Origin of the sequence: Kitasatospora sp. NPDC127121, from assembly GCF_042677305.1 — a bacterium.
Lineage (GTDB): Bacteria > Actinomycetota > Actinomycetes > Streptomycetales > Streptomycetaceae > Kitasatospora.
The window spans coordinates 15,441-40,522 of sequence record NZ_JBHXTQ010000081.1 but is presented as its reverse complement, the minus strand read 5'-3'; the positions used below and the strand labels follow the sequence as shown (position 1 = coordinate 40,522).

Annotated in this window: 22 protein-coding genes; 14 read left to right on the top strand and 8 right to left on the bottom strand. The window is 74.5% G+C overall.

Annotation, left to right across the window (positions count from 1 at the left end; genetic code table 11):
* Positions 1–136: 136 nt before the first annotated feature.
* Positions 137–844 (bottom strand): DUF4328 domain-containing protein, encoded by a 708-nt coding sequence (locus ACFVHI_RS30470; RefSeq protein ID WP_380344867.1) that lies wholly within the window; start codon positions 842–844, stop codon positions 137–139.
* A 425-nt stretch (positions 845–1,269) separates the two neighbouring features.
* The gene (locus tag ACFVHI_RS30465) at positions 1,270–2,172 is read right to left on the bottom strand and encodes an MBL fold metallo-hydrolase (protein ID WP_380344866.1); all 903 of its coding nucleotides are present in this window, start codon (positions 2,170–2,172) and stop codon (positions 1,270–1,272) included.
* Positions 2,173–2,301: 129 nt separating this feature from the next.
* On the opposite strand from ACFVHI_RS30465, the gene ACFVHI_RS30460 reads away from it, so the two are divergent.
* The 4 genes from ACFVHI_RS30460 to ACFVHI_RS30445 all read left to right on the top strand — a co-directional run bounded on the left by ACFVHI_RS30460 (position 2,302) and on the right by ACFVHI_RS30445 (position 4,967).
* Entirely contained in the window at positions 2,302–2,559 is a 258-nt protein-coding gene (locus ACFVHI_RS30460) for a hypothetical protein (RefSeq protein WP_380344863.1), read from the top strand.
* Positions 2,546–3,937 carry an amidase gene (locus ACFVHI_RS30455; protein ID WP_380344860.1) on the top strand — a complete coding sequence of 464 codons (1,392 nt, stop codon included), beginning with the start codon at positions 2,546–2,548 and terminating at the stop codon, positions 3,935–3,937. Before ACFVHI_RS30460 ends, ACFVHI_RS30455 begins: the two co-directional genes overlap by 14 nt.
* A 110-nt stretch (positions 3,938–4,047) precedes the next feature.
* Complete coding sequence (locus ACFVHI_RS30450) at positions 4,048–4,629, top strand: TetR/AcrR family transcriptional regulator (protein WP_380344857.1); 582 nt, start codon at positions 4,048–4,050, stop codon at positions 4,627–4,629.
* A 137-nt stretch (positions 4,630–4,766) separates the two neighbouring features.
* Positions 4,767–4,967, top strand: coding sequence for a hypothetical protein (locus ACFVHI_RS30445; protein ID WP_063346158.1), 201 nt, complete (start codon positions 4,767–4,769; stop codon positions 4,965–4,967).
* 63 nt (positions 4,968–5,030) lie between these two features.
* Here the strand turns inward: ACFVHI_RS30445 and ACFVHI_RS30440 are convergent, their stop codons facing one another.
* The 3 genes from ACFVHI_RS30440 to ACFVHI_RS30430 form a co-directional block, all read right to left on the bottom strand.
* On the bottom strand, positions 5,031–5,999 hold the full coding sequence (locus ACFVHI_RS30440) for an alpha/beta fold hydrolase (protein WP_380344853.1): 969 nt from the start codon (positions 5,997–5,999) through the stop codon (positions 5,031–5,033).
* A 158-nt stretch (positions 6,000–6,157) separates the two neighbouring features.
* The gene (locus tag ACFVHI_RS30435) at positions 6,158–9,508 is read right to left on the bottom strand and encodes a S8 family serine peptidase (protein WP_380344850.1); all 3,351 of its coding nucleotides are present in this window, start codon (positions 9,506–9,508) and stop codon (positions 6,158–6,160) included.
* Positions 9,509–10,098: 590 nt separating this feature from the next.
* The gene (locus ACFVHI_RS30430; RefSeq protein WP_380344847.1) at positions 10,099–10,950 is read right to left on the bottom strand and encodes a siderophore-interacting protein; all 852 of its coding nucleotides are present in this window, start codon (positions 10,948–10,950) and stop codon (positions 10,099–10,101) included.
* An 82-nt stretch (positions 10,951–11,032) separates the two neighbouring features.
* Between ACFVHI_RS30430 and ACFVHI_RS30425 the strand changes: the two genes are divergently transcribed.
* Positions 11,033–11,848: a TetR/AcrR family transcriptional regulator gene (locus tag ACFVHI_RS30425; protein ID WP_380344844.1), complete on the top strand. Its 816-nt coding sequence runs from the start codon at positions 11,033–11,035 to the stop codon at positions 11,846–11,848.
* A gap of 8 nt (positions 11,849–11,856) precedes the next feature.
* Here ACFVHI_RS30425 and ACFVHI_RS30420 read toward each other — a convergent pair whose 3' ends face one another.
* Positions 11,857–12,054: a hypothetical protein gene (locus tag ACFVHI_RS30420; protein ID WP_063346163.1), complete on the bottom strand. Its 198-nt coding sequence runs from the start codon at positions 12,052–12,054 to the stop codon at positions 11,857–11,859.
* Positions 12,055–12,274: 220 nt separating this feature from the next.
* Between ACFVHI_RS30420 and ACFVHI_RS30415 the strand changes: the two genes are divergently transcribed.
* The 3 genes from ACFVHI_RS30415 (at position 12,275) to ACFVHI_RS30405 (ending at position 14,533) form a co-directional block, all read left to right on the top strand.
* A complete protein-coding gene (locus ACFVHI_RS30415; RefSeq protein WP_380344871.1) occupies positions 12,275–13,570 on the top strand; it encodes a D-alanyl-D-alanine carboxypeptidase family protein in 1,296 nt (431 codons plus the stop codon).
* A 25-nt stretch (positions 13,571–13,595) separates the two neighbouring features.
* Entirely contained in the window at positions 13,596–14,006 is a 411-nt protein-coding gene (locus tag ACFVHI_RS30410) for a PPOX class F420-dependent oxidoreductase (RefSeq protein ID WP_380344840.1), read from the top strand.
* A 113-nt stretch (positions 14,007–14,119) separates the two neighbouring features.
* The gene (locus ACFVHI_RS30405; RefSeq protein ID WP_380344838.1) at positions 14,120–14,533 is read left to right on the top strand and encodes an NTP pyrophosphohydrolase; all 414 of its coding nucleotides are present in this window, start codon (positions 14,120–14,122) and stop codon (positions 14,531–14,533) included.
* A gap of 80 nt (positions 14,534–14,613) precedes the next feature.
* Here ACFVHI_RS30405 and ACFVHI_RS30400 read toward each other — a convergent pair whose 3' ends face one another.
* The gene (locus ACFVHI_RS30400; RefSeq protein WP_380344835.1) at positions 14,614–15,051 is read right to left on the bottom strand and encodes a hypothetical protein; all 438 of its coding nucleotides are present in this window, start codon (positions 15,049–15,051) and stop codon (positions 14,614–14,616) included.
* 610 nt (positions 15,052–15,661) lie between these two features.
* Here ACFVHI_RS30400 and ACFVHI_RS30395 point away from each other — a divergent pair.
* Both ACFVHI_RS30395 and ACFVHI_RS30390 read left to right on the top strand, forming a co-directional pair.
* Positions 15,662–17,989, top strand: coding sequence for a heavy metal translocating P-type ATPase (locus ACFVHI_RS30395; RefSeq protein WP_380344832.1), 2,328 nt, complete (start codon positions 15,662–15,664; stop codon positions 17,987–17,989).
* Positions 17,990–17,997: 8 nt separating this feature from the next.
* The gene (locus tag ACFVHI_RS30390; protein WP_380344829.1) at positions 17,998–18,504 is read left to right on the top strand and encodes a copper chaperone PCu(A)C; all 507 of its coding nucleotides are present in this window, start codon (positions 17,998–18,000) and stop codon (positions 18,502–18,504) included.
* Positions 18,505–18,657: 153 nt separating this feature from the next.
* On the opposite strand, the gene ACFVHI_RS30385 is transcribed toward ACFVHI_RS30390, so the two are convergent.
* Positions 18,658–19,524 carry a universal stress protein gene (locus ACFVHI_RS30385; RefSeq protein WP_380344827.1) on the bottom strand — a complete coding sequence of 289 codons (867 nt, stop codon included), beginning with the start codon at positions 19,522–19,524 and terminating at the stop codon, positions 18,658–18,660.
* 339 nt (positions 19,525–19,863) lie between these two features.
* On the opposite strand from ACFVHI_RS30385, the gene ACFVHI_RS30380 reads away from it, so the two are divergent.
* The 4 genes from ACFVHI_RS30380 to ACFVHI_RS30365 all read left to right on the top strand — a co-directional run bounded on the left by ACFVHI_RS30380 (position 19,864) and on the right by ACFVHI_RS30365 (position 25,039).
* The gene (locus ACFVHI_RS30380) at positions 19,864–21,561 is read left to right on the top strand and encodes a GAF domain-containing protein (protein WP_380344869.1); all 1,698 of its coding nucleotides are present in this window, start codon (positions 19,864–19,866) and stop codon (positions 21,559–21,561) included.
* 223 nt (positions 21,562–21,784) lie between these two features.
* On the top strand, positions 21,785–23,383 hold the full coding sequence (locus tag ACFVHI_RS30375) for an amino acid adenylation domain-containing protein (RefSeq protein ID WP_380344824.1): 1,599 nt from the start codon (positions 21,785–21,787) through the stop codon (positions 23,381–23,383).
* Positions 23,373–23,615, top strand: a complete 243-nt coding sequence (locus tag ACFVHI_RS30370) for a phosphopantetheine-binding protein (RefSeq protein ID WP_063346173.1) — start codon at positions 23,373–23,375, stop codon at positions 23,613–23,615. The genes ACFVHI_RS30375 and ACFVHI_RS30370 overlap by 11 nt, the downstream gene beginning before the upstream one ends.
* On the top strand, positions 23,612–25,039 hold the full coding sequence (locus ACFVHI_RS30365; RefSeq protein WP_380344821.1) for a flavin monoamine oxidase family protein: 1,428 nt from the start codon (positions 23,612–23,614) through the stop codon (positions 25,037–25,039). Before ACFVHI_RS30370 ends, ACFVHI_RS30365 begins: the two co-directional genes overlap by 4 nt.
* The last annotated feature ends 43 nt before the right edge of the window (positions 25,040–25,082 follow it).

Genomic DNA, 25,082 nt, shown 5'->3' with positions numbered 1-25,082 from the left:
CCGGAAGAAGCCCTCGACTGCGCAGGCGGCCTCTACCTCAGCGGACTGGCTATCTGATCAACACCCCTCCACGAACTTCCGCAGAGCAGCACTAGGGAGCTTCCGAGTCCGTTGCCGTGGCGGCCGAAGCCTGGGCCTACGCCTGAGCCTGCGCCTGCGCCTGCGCCCGGGCCTCCTCGGCCGCCACCTGCGCGGCCCTGGCGGCCAGCGGGTTGATGTCGGCCCGGCGCGCCGACTGCATGGCCGTCAGCCGCTGGACCACCACGATCGCCGCGACGGCCGCGACCAGGCGCAGCACCGAGCCGGCGGCCTCCACCCGAATGGTCTCGCGCAAGTCCCCCAGGCTGGCGAGCACCGTCACGTCCACGTACTTCATCTTCGAGTTGGCGATCCGGTTGACCACCAGCGCGCCGATCCAGGTGGACCACCACAGGACCAGGACCTTCTCCGACACCGCGCGACGCCGTCCCTCCGCGTCCAGCGGAGCGCTCGCCCGCCAGCAGTCCACCATCAGCTGCCAGGGGAACCAGAGCAGGACGACCGGGGTGACCCAGGCCCCGATGGTCCAGCCGCGTCCGAGGCGGTGCCCGTTCGGCAGCAGCAGGTCGGCATTCTGGCGGATGCGGTAGAACCAGATGATGAACAGCACGGCGGTGACCATCATCAGCGGAATGACGGCTTTGTCCAGCCCGTTCGCCAGGGAGTCCAGGGCATCGAATTCGTCAAGGCCGATGTCGCCCGAGCCGTCCACCAACCGGCCCAACAGGACATCGCCCCAGACGTCGGCCACGACCGCCGCCGCCGCCAACACCGCGTTCAACCCCAGCAGGACGTAGACCGCCACGGCAAGGCCGTTCGCCGGTCGGAGCGCCGCCGCCCAGCCCGGGGCCGCCTCCGCGCAGCCGAAGCAGCGTCGGCTCTCGGTCCCCGCGGGACGCGCCCCACACGCCACACACACCATCAGATCGTCAACTCCTGGAATCGCCGCGTGCTCGGACTCGCACGCCGGTGCCGCCAGCGCCCCGACCGGGGCGGGCGCGCCGACTCTAGGGGATCACCGACGTCTGCTGCCAGCAGGATTTCGCAGCTCAGAGGCGGTATCGCCAGATAAACGACAGATCGCGCGGGAATCGAGCCCCGGGGAACCGACTCCGGCTCACCACCCCCACCCCGCGCGCCCGTCCCAATCGAGACGGGTGTGCGGTCGACGGGCCCCGGGCGCAGGACCGGTGAAGGGGTGCGAGCGTCCTGGGGAGGTCGAACGCGGCGTCAGGCCGAGGGGACGGGCAGCAACCGGTAGGCGTCCCCGTCCGTGAGCACGCGGCCGGCGGTGGGCGGCGCGAAGTGGGTGCCGAGCAGGAGGGTGTCGGTGTCGGCGAGGGAGCCGAGGAGCTTGCGGCGCGAGGCCTCGGACTGCCGCGGGTCGATGTCGACGCAGGCGCCGATGGCGGGGTGGGCGAGCTGGACCGGGTGGTGGATGCAGTCACCGGTGATCAGCGCCGCCTCGCCCCGGCTGGTCAGTTCGACGGCGACGTGGCCGGGGGTGTGACCGGGGGTGGGGATCAGGCGCAGGCCCGGGGCGATCTCGACACCCTCGGCCGGGACGTCGACGAGGTCCAGCAACCCGGCCCGCTCGACCGGGATCACGGAGTCGAGGAACATCTGCCGGCGCGCCTCCTCCAGGTCGTACCCGGCCCAGAACTCCCGCTCGGTGCGGGAGGTGAGGTAGCGGGCGTGGGGGAAGGTGGGGACCCAATCGCCGTTCACCTCCCGGGTGTTCCAGCCGACGTGGTCGGCGTGCAGGTGGGTGAGGATCACCAGGTCGACGGAGTCCGGGGGGAAGCCGGCGGCGGTGAGGCGCTCCAGGTAGTCGGTCCGCAGGTGGCGCCAGGCCGGGTTGGCCCGCTCCTTGCCGTTGCCTATGCCGGTGTCGACGAGGACGCGCAGCCCGCCCACGGTGAACGCGAAGCTGTGGCTGTCGAGGTGCAGGACGCCTTCGTGGTCGGCGAAGTGGGGGTGCAGCCAGTCGTGGCCGGTCACCACCTCGGGGGTGGCCTCGGGCAGCAGCCAGGGCCCGGTCGCGGGTGGCAGGAGGGTCTCGTCGATGCGGTGGACGGTGACGCCGCCCACCGTCCAGGCGGGGGCGGGGGCGTCGGACGTGGCGCTGGACATGGGGGCTCCTCCCGTAAACGCAATCTGTTTGCGTTAAGCCATCGTAGGACCTACAGTCCGACTAACGCAAACGGTTAGCTTTTGCTGCGGGCGCCATCTCGCGCCAGCCCCGATCAGGAGAGAACGCCCATGTCCTCCGCCGAACGCCCCTCAGGCGAACCACCCACCACCGACCTCACGCCGCCCGAGGCCGCCCGCTGGGCCGCCCGGGCCGGGCTCCCCCTGCCCGCCGACCGCCACGACGCGGTCGCGGCCACCGCCAACCAGCTGCTCTCCGTCGTCGCTGTCCTGCGGGAGCTGGACTTCGGGGACACCCCGCCCGCGAGCGCCTACCGCGCGGAAAGCGCCCACGACACGGAAGAGGAGGAGCACGATGCGGCCGTATGAGCTCTCCCTCACCGCCGCCGCGGAGGAGATCCGGGCCCGGCGACTGTCCCCCGTCGAACTGGTGGACTCGGTCCTCGACCGCATCGAGCAGGTGGAACCGCACCTCGGCGCCTACGTCGCGGTCACCGCGGAGCGGGCGCGCCGGGCGGCCCGCGAGGCCGAGCAGGAAGCGGCGCGCGGCCTGCACCGGGGGCCGCTGCACGGCGCGCCGATGGGGCTCAAGGACCTGATCGACGTCGCCGGGCTCGCCACCACGGCCAGTTCCCGGGTCCGCGCCGACCACCGCGCGCAGACCGACAGCACGGTCGCCGCCCGCCTGGCCGCGGCCGGCGCGATCCTGGTCGGCAAGACGCACACCCACGAGTTCGCGTACGGCCTGACCACCCCGCAGACCGGCAACGCCTGGGACCGCGAGCGGGTCGCCGGCGGCTCCAGCGGCGGATCCGCCGTCGCCGTCGCCGCGGGCGCCGCGACCTTCGCGCTGGGCACCGACACCGGCGGCTCGATCCGGGTGCCCGCCGCGCTCAACGGGGTCGTCGGCCTCAAGCCGACCTACGGCCTCGTCCCCCGCCACGGCGTCACGTCCCTGTCCTGGTCGCTGGACCACGTCGGCCCGATCGCCCGGACCGTCGAGGACACGGCCCTCGTCCTGGACGCCCTCGCCGGACACGACCCGCGCGACCCCGCCTCGCTGGCCGCCCCCGCCGTGGACCACCGGCCGGGCGCGGGCACGGACCTGGCGGGGCTGCGCGTCGGCGTGCCGCGCAGCTACTACTTCGACCACGTCGACGCGGAGGTGGAGGCCGCCGTCCGGCGCGCCATCGGGCACCTGGAGGCACTCGGCGCACGACTCGTCGACGTCGACATCCCGATGACCCGCTACCTCCAGGCGACCTTGTGGGGGCTGGTGGCACCGGAGGCCGCCGCCTACCACGAGCACTCCCTGCGGGCGGTGCCCGAGCTGTACCAGGCGGACGTCCGCGTCCTGCTGGAGGCCGGCGAGCTGATGACCGCCGGGGACTACCTGCGCGCCCAGCGCTCCCGGACGCTCATGCGGCGGGAGTGGGCCCGGATGCTGGAGGAGGTCGACGTGATCGCCGCCCCGACCGTCCCGGTCACCGCGGTACGGGCCGACCAGGAGACCGTCACCTGGCCCGACGGCACGGTCGAGGGCGTCCCCGACGCCTATGTGCGCCTGTCCGCCCCCGCCAACATCACCGGGGTGCCCGCCCTGTCCGTCCCGGTCGGCCGGGACGCGGCGGGCCTGCCGATCGGCATGCAGCTGCTCGGCCGGCCGCTCGGGGAGCGCACGCTGCTGCGGGTCGGCCACGCCTACGAGCGGACGCAGCCCGCGCGGGCGCTCGCGCCGGCGGTCTGAGAACAGCAGGCGGGCCGGGCCGGACGGCGCCGGCCCGGCCCGGCTCCGAGGCGAGCGCCCCGGCACCCCGGCACCCGTAAACGCAAGGATTGTGCTTTAAGGTGTTTATCATGAGTCGCAAACAGATGGTGCGCCCCGGCGGGCGCAGCGCCCGGGTCCAGGCATCGGTGCACACCGCTGTGCGTGAACTCCTCGCCGAGGTGGGCCGCGACGCGCTGACGGTGCCGCTGGTCGCGCAGCGCGCGGGCGTCACCCCGTCGACGGTCTACCGCCGCTGGGGCGACCTCCAGGAGCTGCTGTCCGACGTCGCCGTGGAGCGCCTGCGGCCCGACGCGGCACCGGAGGACCTCGGCGACCTGCGGTCCGACCTGACGGCCTGGGCCGAGCAGTTCCTCGACGAGATGGCCTCCCCCTCGGGCCGCGCCTACATCCGCGACGCCCTGCTCGGCGACCCGGACGGCGGCAACGCCGGCCAGTGCTCGGACTACGCGGCCGAACAGGTCGACGCCGTGCTGAGCCGGGCGGGCGGCCGCGGGGAGGACACCCCCGCCGTCGAGACGGTCATGGACGGCGTCGTCGCCCCCCTGATGTACCGCATCCTCTTCCGCCCGGCCGGCCTCGATCCCGCGTACGCACGCCGGCTCGTGGCCGAACTCCTCGACCCGTACGGGGCCGGTCCGTCGAGCGGATGATCGTTCGCCGGGCGGATGATCGTTCGCCGGGCGAGGACGGGCAGCTCAAGTCATGAACGGGCAGCTCAAGTTATAAGCTGCTGCGGGACGTTCACGAGCCCGGCCGGTGGTCGGGACCTCGCCTGGGAGGAAGCGTCGTGGGGAAGAAGATCCCGGTCCGGACCGGATGCCAGAACTGCTCGCGGTGCACCGGCTCGATCGGCGGCAACGCGGCCCGCAAGACGGTGCGGGGTACCGGGGTGGCACTCGGTGCGGTGGTCACCGTCGGCCTGAGCCTCCTCTTCATCCGGAGGTGCCGCGCCTGCGACCACCCCATGGGCAGCCACCACCACCACTGATCGCGCCGCCGGACCTCCGCCGCCCGGCTCCGACCCGGCACCCGGGCCGGAGCCGGGCGGGCGTCAGGCGTCCAGGTGCTTGAGGAAGTCGAGCAGCGCCTCGTTGACCTCCGCCGGGCGCTCCTGCTGCGTCCAGTGCCCGGTGTCCGGCAGCCGGACGTGGCGGTGCAGCTTGGGCACCCGGCTCAGCAGGTGGGCCAGCACCGCCGGCGGGACGAGCGCGTTCACCATGTCCTGTTCGCCGGCCACGTACAGCGCCGGCACGTCGATCGTCACGCCGTCGAAGGCGGCCATCAGTTCGGCGTTGCGGTCGATGTTCCGGTACCAGTTGAGCCCGCCGGTGAAGGCGTGCTCGCCGTGCAGGGCGTAGTCGGCCGCGAGGGCGTCGATGTCCGCCTCGGTGAGCCAGGCCGGCAGCTGCGCCGGCTCCGGGATGGTGTCCAGCAGGGCCTTGCCCTCGGGGACGACCCACGGCTGCGGCTTCCCCTCGCGGAGCAGGCCACCGCCCAGGATGCGGCGGAAGCTGGACTTCACGTCGGCCGCCAGTTCGGCGTCGGCGCGGCCCGGCTCCTGGAAGTAGATCTGGTAGAAGCCCTCGCCGAAGTTCTCCCGGGACTCCCGCAGCGGCCGCGGCCCGCTGGGCAGCGGCGGCACGCTCAGCCCGGCGACCCCGCGTACCAGGTCCGGCCGCAGCGCGGCGGTGGCCCAGGCGACCGGCGCGCCCCAGTCGTGCCCGACCACGACGGCCCGCTCCTCGCCGAGCGCGCCGATCAGCGCCGTGACGTCGCCGACCAGGTGCAGCAGGGAGTACGCGTCCACCCGCTCGGGCTGCTCGCTGCGGGCGTAGCCGCGCTGGTCGGGGGCGACGACCCGGTAGCCGGCCGCGGCGAGCGGGGCGAACTGGTGGCGCCAGGAGTGCCAGCTCTCGGGGAAGCCGTGCAGCAGCAGGACCAGCGGGCCCTCGCCCTGTTCCGCGACGTGCAGACGGACGCCGTTCACCTCGACGTGGCTGTGCTTGATCGCGTCGTTCAAGTCCCGCTCCCGGTCCGGTGGAAGGGCCGGCACATCCGCTTCGCCCCGGTCCTGCCCGGCACAACACCGCCGGGAGCGCGGGGTATTCCCGCCGGCCCCGGGGAAACGACCGAGGCCGCCCCGGAACTCCGGTGCGGCCTCGGCGCGGTGATGGAAGGTCAGTTCACCGTGTAGCTGTACGGGATCGCCGCGAGCACCGAACCGGTGGTGCCCAGGGTGTTGTTGGCGGTCGCCACCGAGCTGGGGGCGGACACCAGGTACAGCACGCCGTGGACGGTGCTGCCCTTCGGACCGGTCGGAGTGACGGTCACCTGGAGCGAGCCCTTGCCGCCCGACGGGACGGTCACCGGGTTGGCGGCCGGGGCCGAGGCGTTGACCGCCAGGGCGTACGGGTCACCGGTGCTGGAGGTCAGCGCCGGGTCGAACGCCTGGGTGTGCGCGGTCGCGGTGATGGTGGCGGTGCCGGCCGGGGCGCCGGCGGTGCCGAACGGGCCGACCTGCTGCAGGAAGGTGCCCCACACGCCGGGGAGGACCGGCTGCGACGCGCTGCCGTTGTCGGTCACGACCGAGATGGTCGAACCGTCCTGGGCCTTCTTCAGGTCGCCGAAGAGGTCCGGCGAGCCGGTGGTGCCGGACAGCTCCAGGTGGGCCGGCGTCGAGGAGGCCGCCACCGCCTTCAGCTGGTCGGTGCCCGGCGGGACGAGGAAGGACGGCACCGCGGAGGTGAGGCTCAGCGGCAGGGTGACCGTCGCGGAGGCGCCCTGCGGCACCAGCGGGAGGTCGGTGCGGCGGTCCAGGCGGCCGTCGGCCGAGATCTTCTGGGTGGCGACGGTGTTGTTGGTGTAGTTCACCTGGACGGTCACCGGCTTGCCGGCCGCCAGCTTGGCGTGCGGGTCGTTCGGCAGGCCGGCGGCGGTGGCGACGTTCTGGTTGAACGCGACGGTGCCGGTGAAGTCCTGGGCGAGCTCCTGGCCGCTGACCGGGCCGAGCACGTTCAGGACGAACCGCCAGCGGCCGGCGGCCGGGTTGACGGTGGTGGCCGAGACGCCGGCGGTGGTGCCGGTCAGGTTGCCCTGCGCGTCGAGCAGGCCGTTGCCCTCGATGTCGATCGGGGTGCCGTTCGGGCTGATCAGCGCGCCCTGCATGAGCAGCTTCGGGTCCTTGGCGACGGTGACGCCGACCCGCAGGTCCTTCTGGCCCTTCGGGACGTCGAAGGCGTACGCGAAGCTCTGCGTCGGCGAGGCGTTGCGGCCGTTGCCACCGGTGATGGTGCCGGTGAAGGTGCCCTTGCCCTGGTTGACCGGGACGAGGCTGCGCAGCACGACCGGAACGCTGGTGGCGGTGCCGTTGGAGCTGGCGACGGTGATCGCCTGGCTGGAGTCGCCACTGGTGCCCGGGGTGGTGAGCTGGACCTTGAGGGTCTTGGTCTCACCCGGCTTCAGGTCCGCGACGCTCGGGCTGACGGCGCCGGCCGGCACCGCGCGCTGGGTGGCGGTGCCCAGCTGGACCGCGCCGTTGTAGCCGGCCTTGCCCGCCGGGGTGTACAGGACGGCGGTCCACTCGCCGGCCACCGGGTGCGGGACGTCCACCAGGCCGAAGTCGGCCGGGGTGGCGCCGCCCTGCGGACGGGTGTTGGTCTCGAAGCGGCCCGACGGGTCGAGCAGCGTCATGCGGACCACGGAGCCGTTGGTGACCGGGCTGGCCGCACCCTGCCAGGCGATCGACGCCGCGAGGCGGTCGGCGCCGGCCGGGACGGTGAACTTGACCTGCTTCTGCACCCAGGTGGCGCCGTTGGTGGCGTACTTGAAGGTGTCGGTGGAGGCCGTGTCCAGCTGGACGGTCTGCTGGTTGCTCGACTGCGGCACGAAGGTGCGGGTCGCGCCGCTGACCGTCTGCGGGGCGGAGCTGGTGTTGGTGACGGTCACGTCGGCGGTGTGGGTCGAGCCGGGGTTGCCGGCGATGTCGACCTGACCGGTGGTGACGACGACGGTCTTGCTGTCCGACGCGCCGGAGCCGGCGTGGTAGCCGCGGGCGGCCTCGACGGCGGCGCGGACGTTCAGCAGGCCGGCGCCCTGCTCCTCGGCCGGGACGCCGAGGTCCTGGGCGGTGCCGGTGATGAACTTCTTCACCAGCGCCGGGGCGGGCGACTGGCCGTTGTGGGTGTCGCGGTAGGCCTGGATGACCAGGGCCGCGGCGCCGGTGACGAACGGCGCGGCCTGGCTGGTGCCGCCGAACGACTGGATCGGCGAACCCTGGCCGCTGAAGCCGGTGCAGTCGGTGTACTTGCTGGTGTCGGGCGAGCAGAGCGCCCAGTCCGACTCGCCCGGCGCGACCAGGTCGACCGTGCGGCCGGCCTGGGTGAAGCCGCCCGAGGAGAGCGCGGAGATGCGGTTGTTGCTCCAGGTCTTGTTGGAGAACTGGGCGGCCGCGTAGCCGGTCTGCTGGTAGTTCTGGTTGTCCGTGGAGGCGCCGACCGCGATCACGTTCGGGTCGGTGGCCGGGGTGCCGATGGTGCCGCTGATGCCCGCGTCGCCGGTGGAGACGGAGACGGTGACACCGGCCTTGACGGCCTGGTCGTTGAAGAGCGAGATGGTGTCGTGCGCGCCGCTGTCCGGGGTGACGTTGCCGCCGAAGGACTCGTTCAGCACGTCGACCTTGGCGACCGAGACCGCGTAGTCGATGGACTGCAGGATCGACGAGTTCGACATGATCTCGCCGCCGGCCCGCAGGGCGACCAGCGAGGCGTCCGGGGCGAGGCCGCGGATGCGGATGTTGCAGCCGGCCGGCAGACCGCGCGAGGCGTTCACGAACTTCGAGACGTCGTAGACCTGGCGGCCCTGGGCGATGACCGCCGAGGCGTCGCCGAAGGCCTCCGCGCCACCGGTCGGCGCGTTCACGCCGTCGCCCGCGAAGTCCTGGTAGTCGACGACCGCGTGCGAGCCGTCGGCCCGGATGAAGTCCGGGTTGTTCGGGTCGAGGCCGTCCGCGATGTAGGCGACCTTGACGCCCTTGCCGGTGGCCAGGTCGGCCGCGCCGGGCTTGCCGTCGGCGCCGACGGCGTGCGTCGAGTAGAGGCCCTCCGGCTCCAGCAGCGGCTGGGACGGGTCGGACGGGCAGATCGTGTTGGTCGCGTTCTGCTCGGTGCCCTGGCCGTTGCTGCCCGAAACGGCCTGCGGGGCGGCGGCCTTGGCCGACTTGGCGCCGGCCTTGGTGTCCGCGGCGTCCTTCGCGGCCGCGGCCTTGCCGGCGGCCGGCGGCGTGACGGTGACCTGCTCGTCCGCGACGACCGAGGCGACGGCCGGGTCGGCCAGCAGCGCGGCACGCAGCGCCGGGCTCACCGTGGCCGAGAACGCGTTCCCGACCACGAAGCTCTTGATGTCGGTGCCGCCGTTGGCCTTGACCTTGTCCAGCAGCGGCGCCTGGGCGTTCGCGGCCTTCTGCTGACGGGCGCCGAGGTGGCCGCTGTCGGCCGGGGCGTCCGCTATCTGGTCCTTGAGAATCACGATCACCGGCACCGGGGTCCCGTCCGCGGACGCCACGGGGGCGCTCTGCGGGTCCGGGAGCGGAGCTGCGTTGGCACTGGACCCGAAGGTCAGGACCATGGACGCGGCGGTGACCGTGACGGCAGCCGCTAGCTGGGATTTCCGCCAGCCGATCAATGGACATCCTTTCGTCTGATGAGACGTCAGGTTGCGCGGCCCGGCGTACGCGGATCCAGGTCGGACGCGTGGTTGCTCCGGACCGCGCGTCCCGACAGCGGTCGCATTCCAGCGCATCCGACACGACCACGACAAGGGGGGAAATCCCCATTAGAAAGTAAAAAAGACCATCAGAAAGTAAAATTCACGGCAGAAATCGGGCCATGTCCGCCCCTTTTCGCTGACCAGACCCGGTCGGAACTGTCCGATCCCGGTCGGAAAAAATCGGTGGCGAACTCTGGACAGTGGCGGACCACCGCCACCTGGGACACACCGTCAGCACCGCCACACACCCTTCCCCTGGGACCCACTCTGAAACCGGACATGACAGAACGGGCGCACGGGTGCACCGGCGCTCCGGTGGCCGGAATCCCCCGGCCACCGGAGCGATCAGCACCCGATCAGCCAGCGGCCAACCGCTCCTGGGCGTCCGCCAGATCCTCGGCGGTGGGCGCGTCGTCCTGGGTCAGCCGGTGGCGCCAGTACCCGGTGAAGTCGATCGACGGCTTCGGCACGCCGCGCTCCGCCACCAGGTGGCGGCGCAGCGCCCGCACCGCGCCCGCCTCCCCCGCGAGCCAGGCGAACGGCGTGCCGGCCGGCAGCTCGGCGGACCGCACGGCCCCGGCCAGCACGACCCCGGGGGCCGCCCCGCCCCGGGCCAGCCAGTGCACGGCCAGCTCGGCGCGGCTCTCCAGTGGCTGCCGCTCGGCCTCGTCCGCGACCTCGACGAACGCGAGGGCCCGCACCCCGGCGGGCAGCGCCTCGACCAGCGTCGCGATCGCCGGCAGTGCCGACTCGTCCCCCGCCAGCAGCACCCAGTCGGCAGCGGCGGCGGCCTCGGCGAGCGGGACCGGCGGGGCGTACAGCGCCGAGGGGCCGACCATCCCGAGCCGCTGCCCGGGCTCCGCGCGCTCCGCCCAGGCGGCGGCCGGGCCGGTGTCGCCGTGCAGCACGAAGTCGATCTCGACCAGGCGGGTGCCGGGCCGGCGGCGCCGGAGGGTGAAGCTGCGCAGCAGCGGGCGCCGGGCCTCGGGGATCGCCAGGTACGCCTGGTACCAGCTCATCGGGTCGTCGCTCTGCGCGGGCAGTTCGGGCACCGCCTGGCCGGGGAGGGGGAAGCACAGCTTCACCTGCTGGTCGGGCGCCGCGCCCACGGAGTCCGCCAGGGCCTCGGCCTCGAAGGTGACCCGGGCGGTGCGCGGCGTGATCCGGCGGACCTCGACGACCTCGACGAAGGTGACGGGCAGTGTCATCGAAAAACCCCTTCGGTTGATAGCCTTACGGCATAAAGAGTTGTCGCGGCCGAGGATACTTTACGCCATAAGGAGTTGCTGCATGGTCGTCTACGCCGGACAGGGCGACGCCCACCGGTCCCTGTCCCTGCTCTGGGGCACACCACCGCAACCGCACACCGGGCGCAGCGGCCCCAAACCGGGCCTCAGCGTCGACGCGATCGTCTCCGCCGGCATCGCGGTCGCCGACGCGGACGGCATGGCGGCGCTATCGATGCGCGCCGTCGGCGAACGACTCGGCCGCACCGCCATGGCCCTCTACACCTACGTCCCGGGCAAGGCCGAACTCCTCGACCTGATGCACGACCGGGCACTCGGCGAACTACGGCTGGACGTCGCAGACTTGGACGGCTGGCGACCCGCCGTCACCGCCTGGGCCGAGGAACTGTACGCCTGCTACCTGCGCCACCCCTGGATCCTCCAGGTCTCGCAGGCCCGCCCGGTGCTCGGACCGGCCGAACTCGCCGCCATGGAAGGCCTGTTGCGCTCCCTGCAACCGGCCGCCCTCGCACCCGCGCGGCTGCACGGCGTCGTCGCGGCGCTCTGGCAGTTCGTCCGCGGCACGGCCGCCGTGGCCGCCGAATCGCGCGGCGCCGCCGCCGCGACCGGCATCGCCGACGAGGACTGGTGGACCACCCGATCCGCCCGACTCGCCGAACTGGCACCGGACTTCACCGACCGCTTCCCCCTGCTGACCGCCCTCCAGGGCGCCGGCGACGGCACGCCGCAGGACCGCGACCGGGCGGCCTTCCGCACCGGGCTCGCCGTCCTGCTCGACGGCGTGGCGGCCTCGGGGGCGGGGGCTGATCAGGGCTCCGAACAGGGCTCCGATCGGGACGCGGATCAGGCCTTGGGCTGAACCGCTGATCAGCCTCGGCGGGCCGCCGGGATCGCCAGCAGGATGCCGAGCACCAGCAGAGTGGCGTACCCGGCGGTCTCATGGCCGTCCGGAACCAGGAAACGGACGAAGCCGAACAGCCGGAAGCCCCCCAGCCAGCCCGCCGCCAGGCCGGACCCGCCGCCGAGGATCAGCACGAAACCGAGATAGCCGAGCAGCGTCTTCATACCCCGAGCCTAGGCAGCTCCCGGCGCCCGGGAATCCGACTTTCGGCGCGACCCGGGGATGACCAAAGTCGTCCCGTCGCCTTCCCCCGGCCGTCCCGGCGCCGTGCCGCCCGGGGTCCGGACCGCCGTACCGCCCGGGATCCGTGCCACCCGGGATCCGGACGGAGCAGCAGGCGCGGCGGCCCGGCGGCGCCCCGGGTACGTTCGCCGTGTGCAGCAGATGCCACAGCATGTCAGCAGAGTGGCGGCGGCCGCCGCGGTGTCCACCCTGATGCTCGCCGCCGGCGCCCCGACCGCCCCCGGGCAGGACGCCGCCGGTGCGATCGGCGGCGAACGGCTCGGCCAGTCCACCGTCCAGGTCGCTCCGCTGGCCGGGGCGCCCGCGCTGCCGCCCACGTTGACCGGGCGGTCCTGGCTCATCGCCGACGCCGGCACCGGCGAGGTCCTCGCGGCCCACAACGCCCACCTCCAGCTCCCCCCGGCCAGCACCCTGAAGATGCTCTTCGCGGACACCGTGCTGCCCAAGTTCGACCGCACGACGGAGCACAAGGTCACCACGGCCGAACTGGCCAACGTCGGCGCCGGCAGCAGCCTCGTCGGCGTCAAGGAGGACCTGCCCTACCGCGTCGAGGACCTCTGGCGGGGCGTCTTCCTCAGCTCCGGCAACGACGCCGTCCACGTCCTCGCGCACATGAACGGCGGCCTCCAGCAGACCGTCGCCGAGATGCAGGCCCGCGCCCAGGCCCTGCAAGCCCGCGACACCAAGGTGGTCTCCCCCGACGGCTACGACATGGACGGCCAGGTCTCCTCCGCCTACGACCTCACCCTGTTCGCCCGCGCCGGGCTGCGCAACGCCGACTTCCGCTCCTACTGCTCCACCCGCACCGCGCACTTCCCCGGCGGACTCGACAAGCTCACCGGGCAGCGCACCAGCTTCGACATCGCCAACACCGACCGGCTGCTCGGCAAGTACCAGGGCTTGATCGGCGTCAAGAACGGCTACACCACCAACGCGGGCGCCACCTTCACCGGCGCCGCCCAGCGCGGCGGCCGCACCCTGCTGGTGACGGTGATGCACCCCGACACCCAGACCCGGGTCTACGACGAGGCGGCCGAGCTGCTCGACTGGGGCTTCGCGGCGGCCGACAAGGTCCAGCCGGTCGGGCAACTGGTGGAGGACACCGCCGCCGCCCACCCGGCCACCATCACCGGCCGGGCCGGCGCCGCCTCGTCCGCCGCCCCCGCCGCCACCGCCGGCCAGGCGCACCCGCAGGCCGTCCGGGGCAACGACCCCGGCCTCGCCCCGGCCGCCTGGACGGCCATCGCACTCGGCGCCGTCCTCGCCCTGTGGGCCGCCGCGCGCACCGCCGCCCGCCGCCGCGCCGCACTCGCCGCCGACCCGGCCGCGCTCCCCGACCCGGGCGCCACCGCCCTCGGCGGGCACCGCCACCACGGGCTGGCCCGCCGGGCCCGGGCCCTGGTCAGGCACGCCCTGCCGCGCGCCCCGCGGGAATGATCAGGCACGCCCTAGACTTCCGGCCATGACCACGCCCGACCCCGTTCCCTCCGACCGGCTCGCCCGGATCGTCAGCCTCTCCTCCGGGAGCTACCTGCTCGTCACCACCTACAAGAAGGACGGCACCACCGTGCCGACCCCCGTGTGGGTGGTGCGCGACGGCGAGGCGCTCGGCGTCTGGACCGTCGCCGACTCCTGGAAGGTCAAGCGGATCCGCAACCGCGCGGACGTCCTGGTGGGCCCCTGCGACGTCAAGGGCCGGCCGACCGGCGAGCAGTACCCCGCCACCGCCGAGATCCTCGGCCCCGAACGCACCGCCGCCTACCGCACCCTGCTGCGCCAGAAGTACGGCCTGCTCGGTGTGCTCACCCTGCTCGGCAGCCGCCTGCGCCGCGGCGAGCGCGGCACCGTCGGCATCCGGATCACCCTCACCTGACGCACCACCCGGCTGACGGGGCCCCGGTGGGTTCGCCCGGCGGCCCCGCCGGCCCGGTCACTCGCCGGGCCGGCCCTGGGAAAGGCGTGACGAGGAAGGGCGTGGGAGAGGCCATGGAGGACAGGGACGCGAACGGGACCCGGGGCGGGCTGCCGCTGCTGGTGGTGGACGGGGCCAACGTGGTCGGGTCGGTGCCCGACGGGTGGTGGCGGGATCGGCGGGGCGCCGCCGAGCGGCTGCGGGACGCGCTGGTCGCCGTCGCCGGGCAGGGCCTGCCGGAGCGGCCCGGGCCGCTGGAGGTGGTGCTGGTCGTGGAGGGCGCGGCCCGGGGCGTGGACGGACTGCCCGAGGTGCGGGTGGTCGCGGCGGCCGGCAACGGTGACGACCGGATCGTCGAGCTGGTCCGGGCGGCCAGGGCCGAACAGCCGGACCGGGACTGCCTGGTCGTCACCGCCGACCGCGAACTGCGGGCCCGGGTCGGCGCGCTGGGCGCGGCGGTCACCGGGCCGCGCAGCGTGCGGCGTTAGAGCCGGTCCCATTCAGTCCCGTTCAGTCCCGTCGCGCGCGCGGCAGGACCGAACGGGACCCGCTCCGGGGCGCGGCGGGGTCAGTCCGCCTGGGTGGCGTACATGCCCCAGTGGATCGCCTGGTCGGAGGCGGTCACCGTGAACAGGAGGTCCCGGCCGGGCCGGGCGGGGATCTCCACCGAGCCGGTGCCGGTCGCGCCGACCGGGCACTGGACCGTGAAGTCGGCCGGCGCCAGGCCGGCGACGTGGACCTGGACCGAGCCGCCGCCCTGGCAGCCCACCGTCACGGTGAAGGGCTGCGAGGGGTTGACGGAGGCCGTCACCGCGCCGCCGTCGCCGATCCAGTCCGGGATCCAGATCAGGCCCGTCTCCCCCGGGTACGGCAGGATCTCCCCCGTCCCCATACCGCTCTGGACCGCAGCCGGGCCCGGCTGCGCCGAGGCCGTCCCGGCGACCGCCAGTACCCCCGCCAGCGCGGCCGCGCTTGCGGCCAGCGTCCGCTTCCCCGTACGTGTCATCGCTACTCCCCGCTGCGTTGACCATCCGTCCGGCCACACGAGCTCGCGCGGCCGGGCCGGGTGCCGGTCTTCGGCACACGAAGGGATCTTATGACGATCAGATTCGATCAGGGGGCGGATTCGCCCGGACCCCGGGCCATGACCCGGATCACGGGCTGGAACGGCCCCGGGGCCGAACGCGTAGGCGCCTCCCGGAACCGACCACGGGCACCGGCACCTAGTTGACGGGTAGTAGCCGGGACCCAGCGCATCGGGAGGCGCCGTCCCGGACGCTACCTGGTCACATCGGGTGCGTCATCCGAATTAATCCGGGCCCGGAGCCTGCCGTACGGGTCTCGCCGGGCCCGCGGTGCCAGGGCGCGCCCCACCGGTTCGGACCGTACGGGAACCAACCGCCCCCGCCGTCCGACTGCTGGGGGGTGAGTGCGAAGTCGCCGGGTGTCCGGCCCTTGAGTGTGCTGGCGGGGTTCGCCCTGCTGCTGGTGGTGGTGTTCGTGGTGGCGTATGCGGTGGGACGGCAGGCGGGCCCGGTGTCTCCCGGGCTGACGCCCGGGGGCGGCGCGTCGCCCGGGGCGCCCGGGATGGGCGGGCACGACATGGGCGGGATGCGATGAGCCCCGTCGCGGGGGCCGACGCCGGGGCCCTGGTGAGCACCGATCTGGCGGTCGGCGGGATGACCTGCGCGGCCTGCGTGGGCCGGGTGGAGAAGCGGCTGGCCCGGATCGACGGAGTGACGGCCGGGGTGAACCTGGCGACCGGTCGGGCCCGGGTGCTGCACCCGGCCGGGGTGCCGGTCGCAGAGCTGGTGGCGGCCGTCGAACGGGCGGGCTACACCGCCGAGTTGGCGCCCGCAGGGGCGGGCGTCGGACTGCCGGACGAGGAGCCGGCGGAGCGCCGGCGACTGCTGGTGACGACCCTGCTGGCCGTCCCGGTGGTGGTGCTGTCGATGGTGCCGTCACTGCAGTTCCCCGCCTGGCAGTGGGTCTGCTTCGCGCTGGCCGTCCCGGTGGTCACCTGGGGGTCGGCCGGGTTCCACCGCCGGGCCTGGCAGGGGCTGCGGCACGCGGCGGCCACCATGGACACCCTGGTCAGCCTGGGGGTGGTGGCGTCCTTCGGCTGGTCCGCGTACGCGCTGGTGTTCGGCGGCGCCGGGGAGGTCGGCATGCGGATGCCGTTCTCGCTGACCGCGGACGGCGGCGGCGCGGCGCACGTCTACCTGGAGGCGGCGGTCGGGGTGCCGCTGTTCGTGCTGGCCGGGCGGCTGCTGGAGGGCCGGGTGCGGCGGCGCAGCGGTTCCGCGCTGCGGGCGCTGGCCGAACTCGGCGCGAAGCAGGTGTGCGTCCGGGACGGCGGGACCGGCGAGGAGCGCCTGGTACCGATCGAACTACTGCTGCCCGGACAGGAGTTCGTGGTGCGGCCGGGCGAACGGGTGGCCACCGACGGGGTGGTGGTCGAGGGAGGTTCGGCGCTCGACCTGAGCCTGCTGACCGGGGAGAGCGTGCCGGTGGAGGTCGGCCCCGGGGACGCGGTGGCCGGCGCGACCGTCAACGTCGGCGGCGCGCTGGTGGTACGGGCGACGGCCGTCGGCGCCGACACCCAACTCGCCCGGATCACCGCACTGGTGGCGGACGCCCAGGCCGGCAAGGCCCGGGCGCAGCGCCTCGCCGACGCGGTGGCCGGGGTGTTCGTGCCGTGCGTGCTGGCGGGCGCGGTGTGCGTGCTGGGCTTCTGGCTCGGTGCGGGCGCAGCCCCCCAGGCGGCGGTGACGGCGGCGGTCGCGGTCCTGGTGGTCGCCTGCCCGTGCGCCCTGGGCCTGGCCACCCCGACGGCACTGCTGGCGGCGACCGGGCGGGGCGCGGAGCTGGGCGTGCTGGTGCGCGGCCCGGAGGTGCTGGAGAGCCTGCGCCGGGTCGACACCGTGGTGCTGGACAAGACCGGGACGCTGACCACCGGGCGGATGGAACTGGCGACGGTGACGGTCGCCCAGGGCCTCGACGCGGGGCTCGACTCGGAGCTCGACGAAGGGCCCGACTCGGGGCTCGACTCGGGACTCGACGAGAGTGCGGTGCTGCGGCTGGCCGGCGCGGTGGAACACCGCTCGGAGCACCCGATCGGGCGGGCCGTGGCGGCGGCCGCGCGGGAGCGCTGCGGTCCGCTGCCTGCGGTGGACGGCTTCGCGGCCGCCACCGGGGTCGGGGTGGTCGGGGTGGTCGAGGGCCGGAGCATACGGGTGGTCCGCCCGGACGGCACGGCGCAGCCGCTGCCCGCCGACCTCGCGGACGCGGTCACCGCCGCCTCGGACACCGGCCGCACGGCCGTGGTGGTCGAGCTGGACGGGCGGGCCGCGGCCGTGCTCACCGTCGGCGACACGCTGCGCTCGGGCAGCTGGCGGGCGCTCCACCGGCTGCGCGGGATGGGGCTGGAGACCGTCCTGCTGACCGGCGACGGCCCGGGCGCGGCCCGGGCGGTGGCGCGCGAGCTGGGCATCGAACGGGTGCACGCCGCGGCCTCGCCGGAGGGCAAGGCCGCGGTGGTGGCCGAGCTGCGGGGCGCCGGGCGGACGGTCGCGGTGGTCGGCGACGGCGTCAACGACGCGGTGGCACTGGCCTCGGCGGACCTCGGGGTGGCGCTGGCCTCGGGCAGCGACGCCGCGATCGGCGCGGCCGGACTGACCCTGGTGCGCGGCGACATCGAGGCGGTGGTGGACGCCGTCCGGCTGGCCCGACGGACCCTCGGCACGATCCGGGCCAACCTGCTGTGGGCCTTCGGCTACAACGTGGTGCTGATCCCGCTGGCGGCCGTCGGCCTGCTCAACCCGATGCTGGCGGCGGTGGCGATGTCGCTCAGCTCGCTGCTGGTGGTCGGCAACAGCCTGCGGCTGCGCACCTGGCAGCCCGGACGGGGCGCCTCGGCGGCCCGGAAGGGGGCGCGGCGATGAGCGGGGCGATGAGCGCGCTCGGACGGCTGCGGGTGGTCGGCCCGCCGGTGGGCGCGGCGGCACTGACGCTGGTGCTGCTGACCGGGTGGACGGCGGTCGGCGGGGCCGGGCGGCCCCGGCCGGTGGAGGCCGGCCCGGGCTGGCTGCTGCTGCCGACGGCAGGCGCGGCCCCGGCCACGGCGGCGTTCTTCACGATCCGCAACCCGGGCGACGTACCGGACGAACTGACGTCCGCCAGCTGGGAGTTCGGCAGCAGGATCACAATCAAGCGACACCTCCACCAGGGCGCCGCAGGCCGCTGGGAGCCGGTGACCGCCCTCCCGATCCCGGGCCGCGGCGAGCTGGCAATGGCCCCGGAGGACGCCGACCTGATGATCGCCGACCCCCCACCCCTACGAGCCGGCCAGTGGGTGGACTTCACCCTCGGCTTCCGCCACAGCCCGGACCTCCACCTCAAGGCCCAAGTCCTCCCCCCGGGCACCCGCCCCCGCCCAACCGAACCGCCGACACCCTGACACTCCCCGGCCCCCGTCGGGACGTGATCCGGTCCCAACGGATGGCCCGGACCGCTGTGCGGTCCGGGCCATCTGTCTGCGGAGGGTGCGAGGTTCGGACTCGTGGGGGGTTGCCTTGGCCCGCTTTCCGGGCGGGCGCTGCCGGGGCGTTGGTCAGGGGTGGGGGATGACGGCGACTGGGGACTGGGCGTGGTGAAGGGCGGCGTGGGCGACGCGGCCGAGGCGGGGGCCGAAGTCGAGGGAGCGGTGGCGGCGGCCGACGACCAGGAGGGCGGCGCCGGCGGAGGCTTCGACCAGGCCGCGGGCGGCGCCGAGCCGGACGTCCTCGATCACCGCGGTGTCCGGGTGCCGCTCGCGCTGGCCGGCCAGGGCGAGGGAGAGCAGTTTGGCCTCCAGCACCTCCAGTTGGGCGATCTCGGTGGGCGGCACGGCCCCGCCGGCGTAGCCGAAGACCGGCGGGAGGTCCCAGCCGTGCACGGCCCGCACCCGGGCGCCGCGCAGGGCGGCCTCCTGGAAGGCGAAGGCGAGCACCTCCTCCTCCGGGGCGTGCGCGTCGACGCCGACCAGCACCTCGGGCACGCCGTCGCCGGCGCCGTCGGGCGCGCCCGGCTCGCGCACCACGACCACCGGTACCGCGCTGCGGGCGGCCGCGGCCATGCCGACCGAGCCGAGCAGCAGCCCGGTGAAGCCGCCGAGGCCGCGCGAGCCGAGCACCAGGAGGGCGGCGTCCGCGGCCGCGGCGACCAGGCCGTCCACCGGCGCGTCCAGGACGGCGTCGGTGTGCACCGCCAGGTCGGGGTGGCGCTCGCGGATCGCGTCGGCGGCCGAGGCCAGGACCCGCTGCGCGGCGGCCGGCAGGTCGTCGGGCTCGGCGAAGGTGGCCACGCCGTCGGTCAGCCACGGCCAGACGTGCACCAGGCGCAGCGGGGTGCCCCGGAGCACCGCCTCGTCGGCGGCCCAGAGGGCGGCGGTGGTGCTCTCCGGCGAGCCGTCGACCCCGGCGAGGACGGATGGCGTCATGAGGGTTCCTCCACTGTGTCGGCGCTTGGCGGGGCGGCGCGGGGACGGTGTGCGCACTGACGGCCCGTCCGCTCCTCCCCCACCCTGGCGGTCCGCCAGGGCCTCGCGACAGAGGCCGCAGGCCCCTCCGCGACGGGACGAAAGGCCCGCCCGTGGGAGCGTACGGCGCACCCCGGCGTGCGGGGTGCCGACACCCGGGCACTACCGTGAATCCGGCAATCGCCCTGATCGGGCGGCACCTGGCGCCCTCCGGCGGCGGGTGGAGGACGGGCCAGGGCGAGTACGAGGAGGACAGCGGTGGGCGGAGCGGACGGCAGCGCGGCGGGTGGCGGCGCGCGGATGCCCCGGCTGCGCCTGGACGAGCTGCTGGAGGAGCTCCAGTGGCGGATCGACGCGGCGCGCGGCACCCAGAACCGGGTGCACAGCCTGTTGGAGGCGGTGCTCGCGGTCGGCCGGGAGCTGGACCTCGCCCAGGCGCTGCACCGGATCGTCGAGGCCGCCGCCGACCTGGTGGACGCCCGTTACGCCGCGCTCGGGGTGATCGGCCCGGACGGGCACTCGCTGTCGCAGTTCCTGACGGTGGGGATGTCCGAGGAGGAGATCGCCGAGATCGGCCCGCCGCCGTCCGGCCGGGGCATCCTCGGCGAGTTGATCCGCGACCCGCAGCCGCTGCGCTGCCCGGTGCTGTCCGAACACCCGGCCTCGGCGGGCTTCCCGCCGAACCATCCGCCGATGCACACCTTCCTCGGGGTGCCGGTGCGGGTGCACGGCGAGGTGTTCGGGAACCTGTACCTCACCGACAAGCGCGGCGGGCTGGACTTCGACACCGACGACGAGGCGGTGATCTCCACCCTGGCGGTCGCGGCCGGGGTGGCGATCGACAACGCCCGGTTGTACGAGGAGGCGCAGCTGCGCCAGCGCTGGCTGCGGGCCAGCGCGGAGATCAGCCGCAGCCTGCTGTCGGGCGCGCCCCGGCTGGAGGTGGTGGAGCTGATCGCCCGCCGGGCCGGGGAGATCGCCGGCGCCGAGCTGGCCGACGTCTCGGTGGCGCTGGACGGTCCGCGGGAGCGGGCGGAGGAGCTGACGGTGGAGGTCGCGCTGGGTGGGGCGCCGGCCGCGCGGCTGGGGGTGACGGTGCCGGTGGACGGCACGCTGTCGGGCGCCGCGTACGCCTCCGGTTCGCCGGTGACCAGCGACGACCTGGCCTGCGACGCCCGCTACCCGGCGGGCCCGGCGGGGCGCTTCGACGGGCTGGGCCCGGCGGTCGCGGTGCCGCTGGGCACCGGGGCGGGGTACGGGCGGGGCGTGCTGCTGCTGGCCCGCGCGGCCGGGCAGCCGGCCTTCGGGCCGGACGAGACCGGGCCGCTACTGGGCTTCGCGGACCAGGCGGCGCTGGCCCTGGAGCTGGCCGAGCGGCGGCGCGACGCCGAGCACCTGACGCTGCTGGAGGACCGTGACCGGATCGCCCGGGACCTGCACGACCTGGCGATCCAGCGGCTGTTCGCGACCGGGATGACGTTGCAGAGCGCGGGCCGGCTGATCGACAGCCCGGCCGCCGCCGACCGGGTCGCCCGCGCGGTGGCGGACCTGGACGAGACCATCAAGATCATCCGGTCGACGATCTTCGGGCTGCGCGCCCACAGCGAGCCCGACCGGGGCCTGCGCGCCCGCGCCACCCGCGTCGTCGCCGAGGCGCAGGGGACGCTCGGCTTCGCGCCCCGGCTGAGCATGGAGGGCCTGCTGGACACCGACGTGCCGCAGGAACTGGCCGACCACGCGGTGGCCGTCCTCGGCGAGGCGCTCAGCAACGCCGCCCGGCACGCGCGGGCGGGCCGGGTGGAGGTGACGCTGCGGGCGCTCGCCGGGCGGGTGGCCCTGGTGGTGACCGACGACGGGGTGGGCGTGCCCGAGGGCGGCCGGCGCAGCGGGCTGCGCAACCTCGCCGAGCGGGCCGAGCGGGTGGGCGGCACCTTCACGGTCGAGCCCGCCGAGGGCGGCGGCACCCGGCTCTCCTGGGAGGCCCCGCTCGGCTCCTGACGCGCCGTCACCAGGCTGTCGCCGGGCCTTCGCCCACGCCGCTCCGCGCCCTTGCGCGCGCCGTCCCTACTCGAACGACCGAACGCCCTCGGGCGGGTTCACACGTCGAGCACGCCCCCCTCGAAGAACGCTCTCAACATCCATTGTCGCCACGCATGTTCGACGGTAGAGTCGCCGTTCGCCGAGCACGGATGAGCATTCGACAGCATCATTTGGGGCGGCCATGTCAATTAATCAGGACACCCTCCAGGTCGCTCCCGACCTGATCCACGCGTTCACAAAAATGGCACGCCGCAATCCCCGACACCCCGCGATCGTCCAGCGGGGGCGCACCCTCGACTACGGCCGGCTCGCAGAGCTGGCGAACACCCTGGCCAGGCGCCTGGGACCGGACCCCGGCACGGTCTGCGTGCCGGCCGTCCACACGGCCGAAACGGTGGTCGCACTTCTCGGCGTGCTGACCGCCGGAGGTACGTACTGCCCGATCGATCCGGCATTCCCGGAGGCCCGTCGACACGCCATGGCGACGGCCGCGAACTGCCGCACGGCGATACTCGGCGAAGCCGTCGCGGACCACCAACTCGGCACTCGATTAGTGGAGTTACCCGCCCTCTCGGAATTCCCCGGAGAACCGCCCGGAACCCTTCCGGCGGACCGCGCCGCAAGCGGCCCGGAACATCCGGCCTACATTCTCTTCACGTCGGGTTCGACCGGGCAGCCGAAACCCGTCGCCACTCCCCGCCGGGCCGTCGCGGCCACGGCCCACGCACTGCGCGACCTCTTCCACCTCACCCCCCAGGACCGGGTGCTCCAGTTCGCCTCGCTCAACTGGGACACCTGCTTCGAGGAGATCCTCCCGGCACTCACCGCGGGCGCCACCCTCGTCCTCGACCCCGACGCGCACTGCGGATCGTTCCCGCGCTTCCTGCGGATGGTCGAGCGCGAGCGGATCACCGTCCTGGACCTGCCGACCGCCTTCTGGCACGAACTCGTCCACCACCTCGTCGACGACCGGGCCGAACTGCCGCCCTGCGTCCGGCTCCTGGTGATCGGCGGGGAGGCCGTCCAGCCGGCCCGGCTGGACGACTGGGCCCGGCTGGACACCGGGCGGATCCGGCTGCTGAACACCTACGGCTGCACCGAGACCACCCAGATCACCCACGCCGTCGACCTGTCCGGACCGCTCGCCCGCGAACCGGTCGGGCCCGGCGCCCACCGCGCACCGGCCGCCCGCGCACCGATCAGCCACGCACCGATCCGCCCCGCACCGATCGGTCACGCCCTGCCGCACGTCATCGAACGCCTCGGCGAGCACGGCGAGTTGCTGATCGGCGGGCCCGGCCTCGCGCTCGGCTACCCCGGCCTGCCCGAGGCGACGGCGGCCCGGTTCACCACCGTCGACGGCGAGCGGTACTTCCGCACCGGCGACCGGGTGAGCCGCGGCCCGGACGGCCTGCTCACCCACCAGGGCCGCCTGGACGGCGAATTGAAAGTGCGCGGCGTCCGGGTGGACCCGGCGGAGGTCGAGGCGCACCTCACCGGCCACCCCGAGGTGACCGCGGCCGCCGTCACCGGTGCCACCCTGGCCGGCCGCACCACGCTGCTCGCATACGTCGTGGCACGCCGGCACACCTCCCCGCCGGACCTGGCCGGCGAGTTGCTGTCCTACCTGCGGGCCCGGGTGCCCGGCCACCTCGTGCCCGGGCGGATCACCGTCGTCCCCCGGCTCGTGCACACCCCCAGCGGCAAGGTCGACCGGGCCGGCTGCCACCTGCGCTACGGCGCCCACGACAGGTCGAAGGAGACCTCCGTTGAGCACTGACCTCACCACCCCCGCCACCCCGCAGGACCTGGTGGCCGTCTTCCGGCGCGTGCTGGAACGCGACGACGTGGCGCCCGACTCCGACTTCTTCGACCTCGGCGGCGACTCGCTGATCGCCACCCGGGTGCTGAGCGCCGTCGCGCGCGGCTACGCCGTCGAGCTCACCTTCGACGAGTTCCTGCTCGCGCCCACCCCCACCGCGCTCGCGCGCAGAATCACGGCCGCGAGATGAACGACCACCCGTCCGACGACGACCCGTTCAACGACCACCCGTTCAACGGCCAGCAGCCCGCAGGCACCGCCGTCGTGGTCGGCGCCGGACTGGCCGGGCTCACCGCCGCCACCGGGCTGGCGGCGCACGGCTTCGACGTGACCGTCCTGGAGGCCCGGGACCGGGTCGGCGGGCGCACCCACGGCATCGAGGCCGCCCCCGGCGTCCTGGTCGACGCCGGCGCCGCCTACCTGGGTGACCGGCACACCGAACTCCTCGCCATGATGGACGAGTTGGGGCTCAAGAGCACCCCCACCGCGATGTCCGGCGCCAGCCGGTTCGCGCTCGGCGGCGGCACCGGCACCGGCAGCGACGCCGAACCCGGCCCCGGCCCCGACGCCGCGACCCGCGACGGCCGGTTCCCGCCGCTCGACGGCGTCGCGCTCGGCGACCTGTTCGACCGGCTGTCCGAACTCACCGCCGCCGTACGGCCGGAGGCGCCCTGGCTCACCCCGGACGCCGAACGCCTGGACGCCCTGACCGCCGCCGAGTGGGCCGAGCAGCACCTCACCCACCCCGACGCCCGGCTGTTCTTCCCGCTGTTCCTGGGCGAGATGACGGCCGCCGACCCGGCCGACATCTCCGTCCTCCACCTCGCCTTCTACCTGCGCTCCGGCGGCGGCCTGCGCTACCTCAACGCCTTCGCCGGCGGCGCCCAGCAGGACCGGATCGCCGGCGGCGCCCACCAGGTGTGCGAGCGGCTGGCCGAGCGCCTGGGCCGCCGGGTACGGCTGGGCGAGCCGGTCCGGGCCGTCCACCAGGACGCCGACGCCGTCACCGTGCACACCGACCGCGGCGAACACCGCGCGGACGTCGCCGTCATGGCACTGCCGCCGCTGCTCGCCGACGCGATCGACTACCGGCCCGGCCTGCCGGTGCGCCGGGCCGGCGAGCGCACCGCACGCGGCTGCGCGGTCAAGGTCCACCTGGTCTACCCGGCGCCGCTGTGGCGCGACCACGGCCTGTCCGGCTGGTCGGTCAACGCCCGGGGGCCGCTGCTCTCCACCGTGGACGACTCCCCCGCCGAGGCCGGCATCGGCGTCCTGACCGGCTTCGTCACCGGCGCCGAGGCGCACCGCTTCGCCGCCCTCACCCCGCGGCAGCAACGCGCGGCGGCCGTCGGGCAGGCCGCGCAGCTCTTCCCGATGCTCCCCGAGCCGACCGCCTGCCACGTCACCGATTGGCTCAACGACCCGTACAGCCAGGGCTGTTACGCCGCCCTGCTGGGGCCCGGCGACTGGCCGCGGCTCGGCCCGGCGCTGACCGCGCCGCACCACCGGGTGCACTGGGCCGGCACCGAGACCAGCACCGCGTACTTCGGGCTGATGGAGGGCGCGATCCGCTCCGGCCACCGGGTCGTCGCCGACATCCTCGCCCGCACCTGACGCCCGCGCCCGCCCTTCCCCCCGTTCCGCCCCGCGCCCTTCC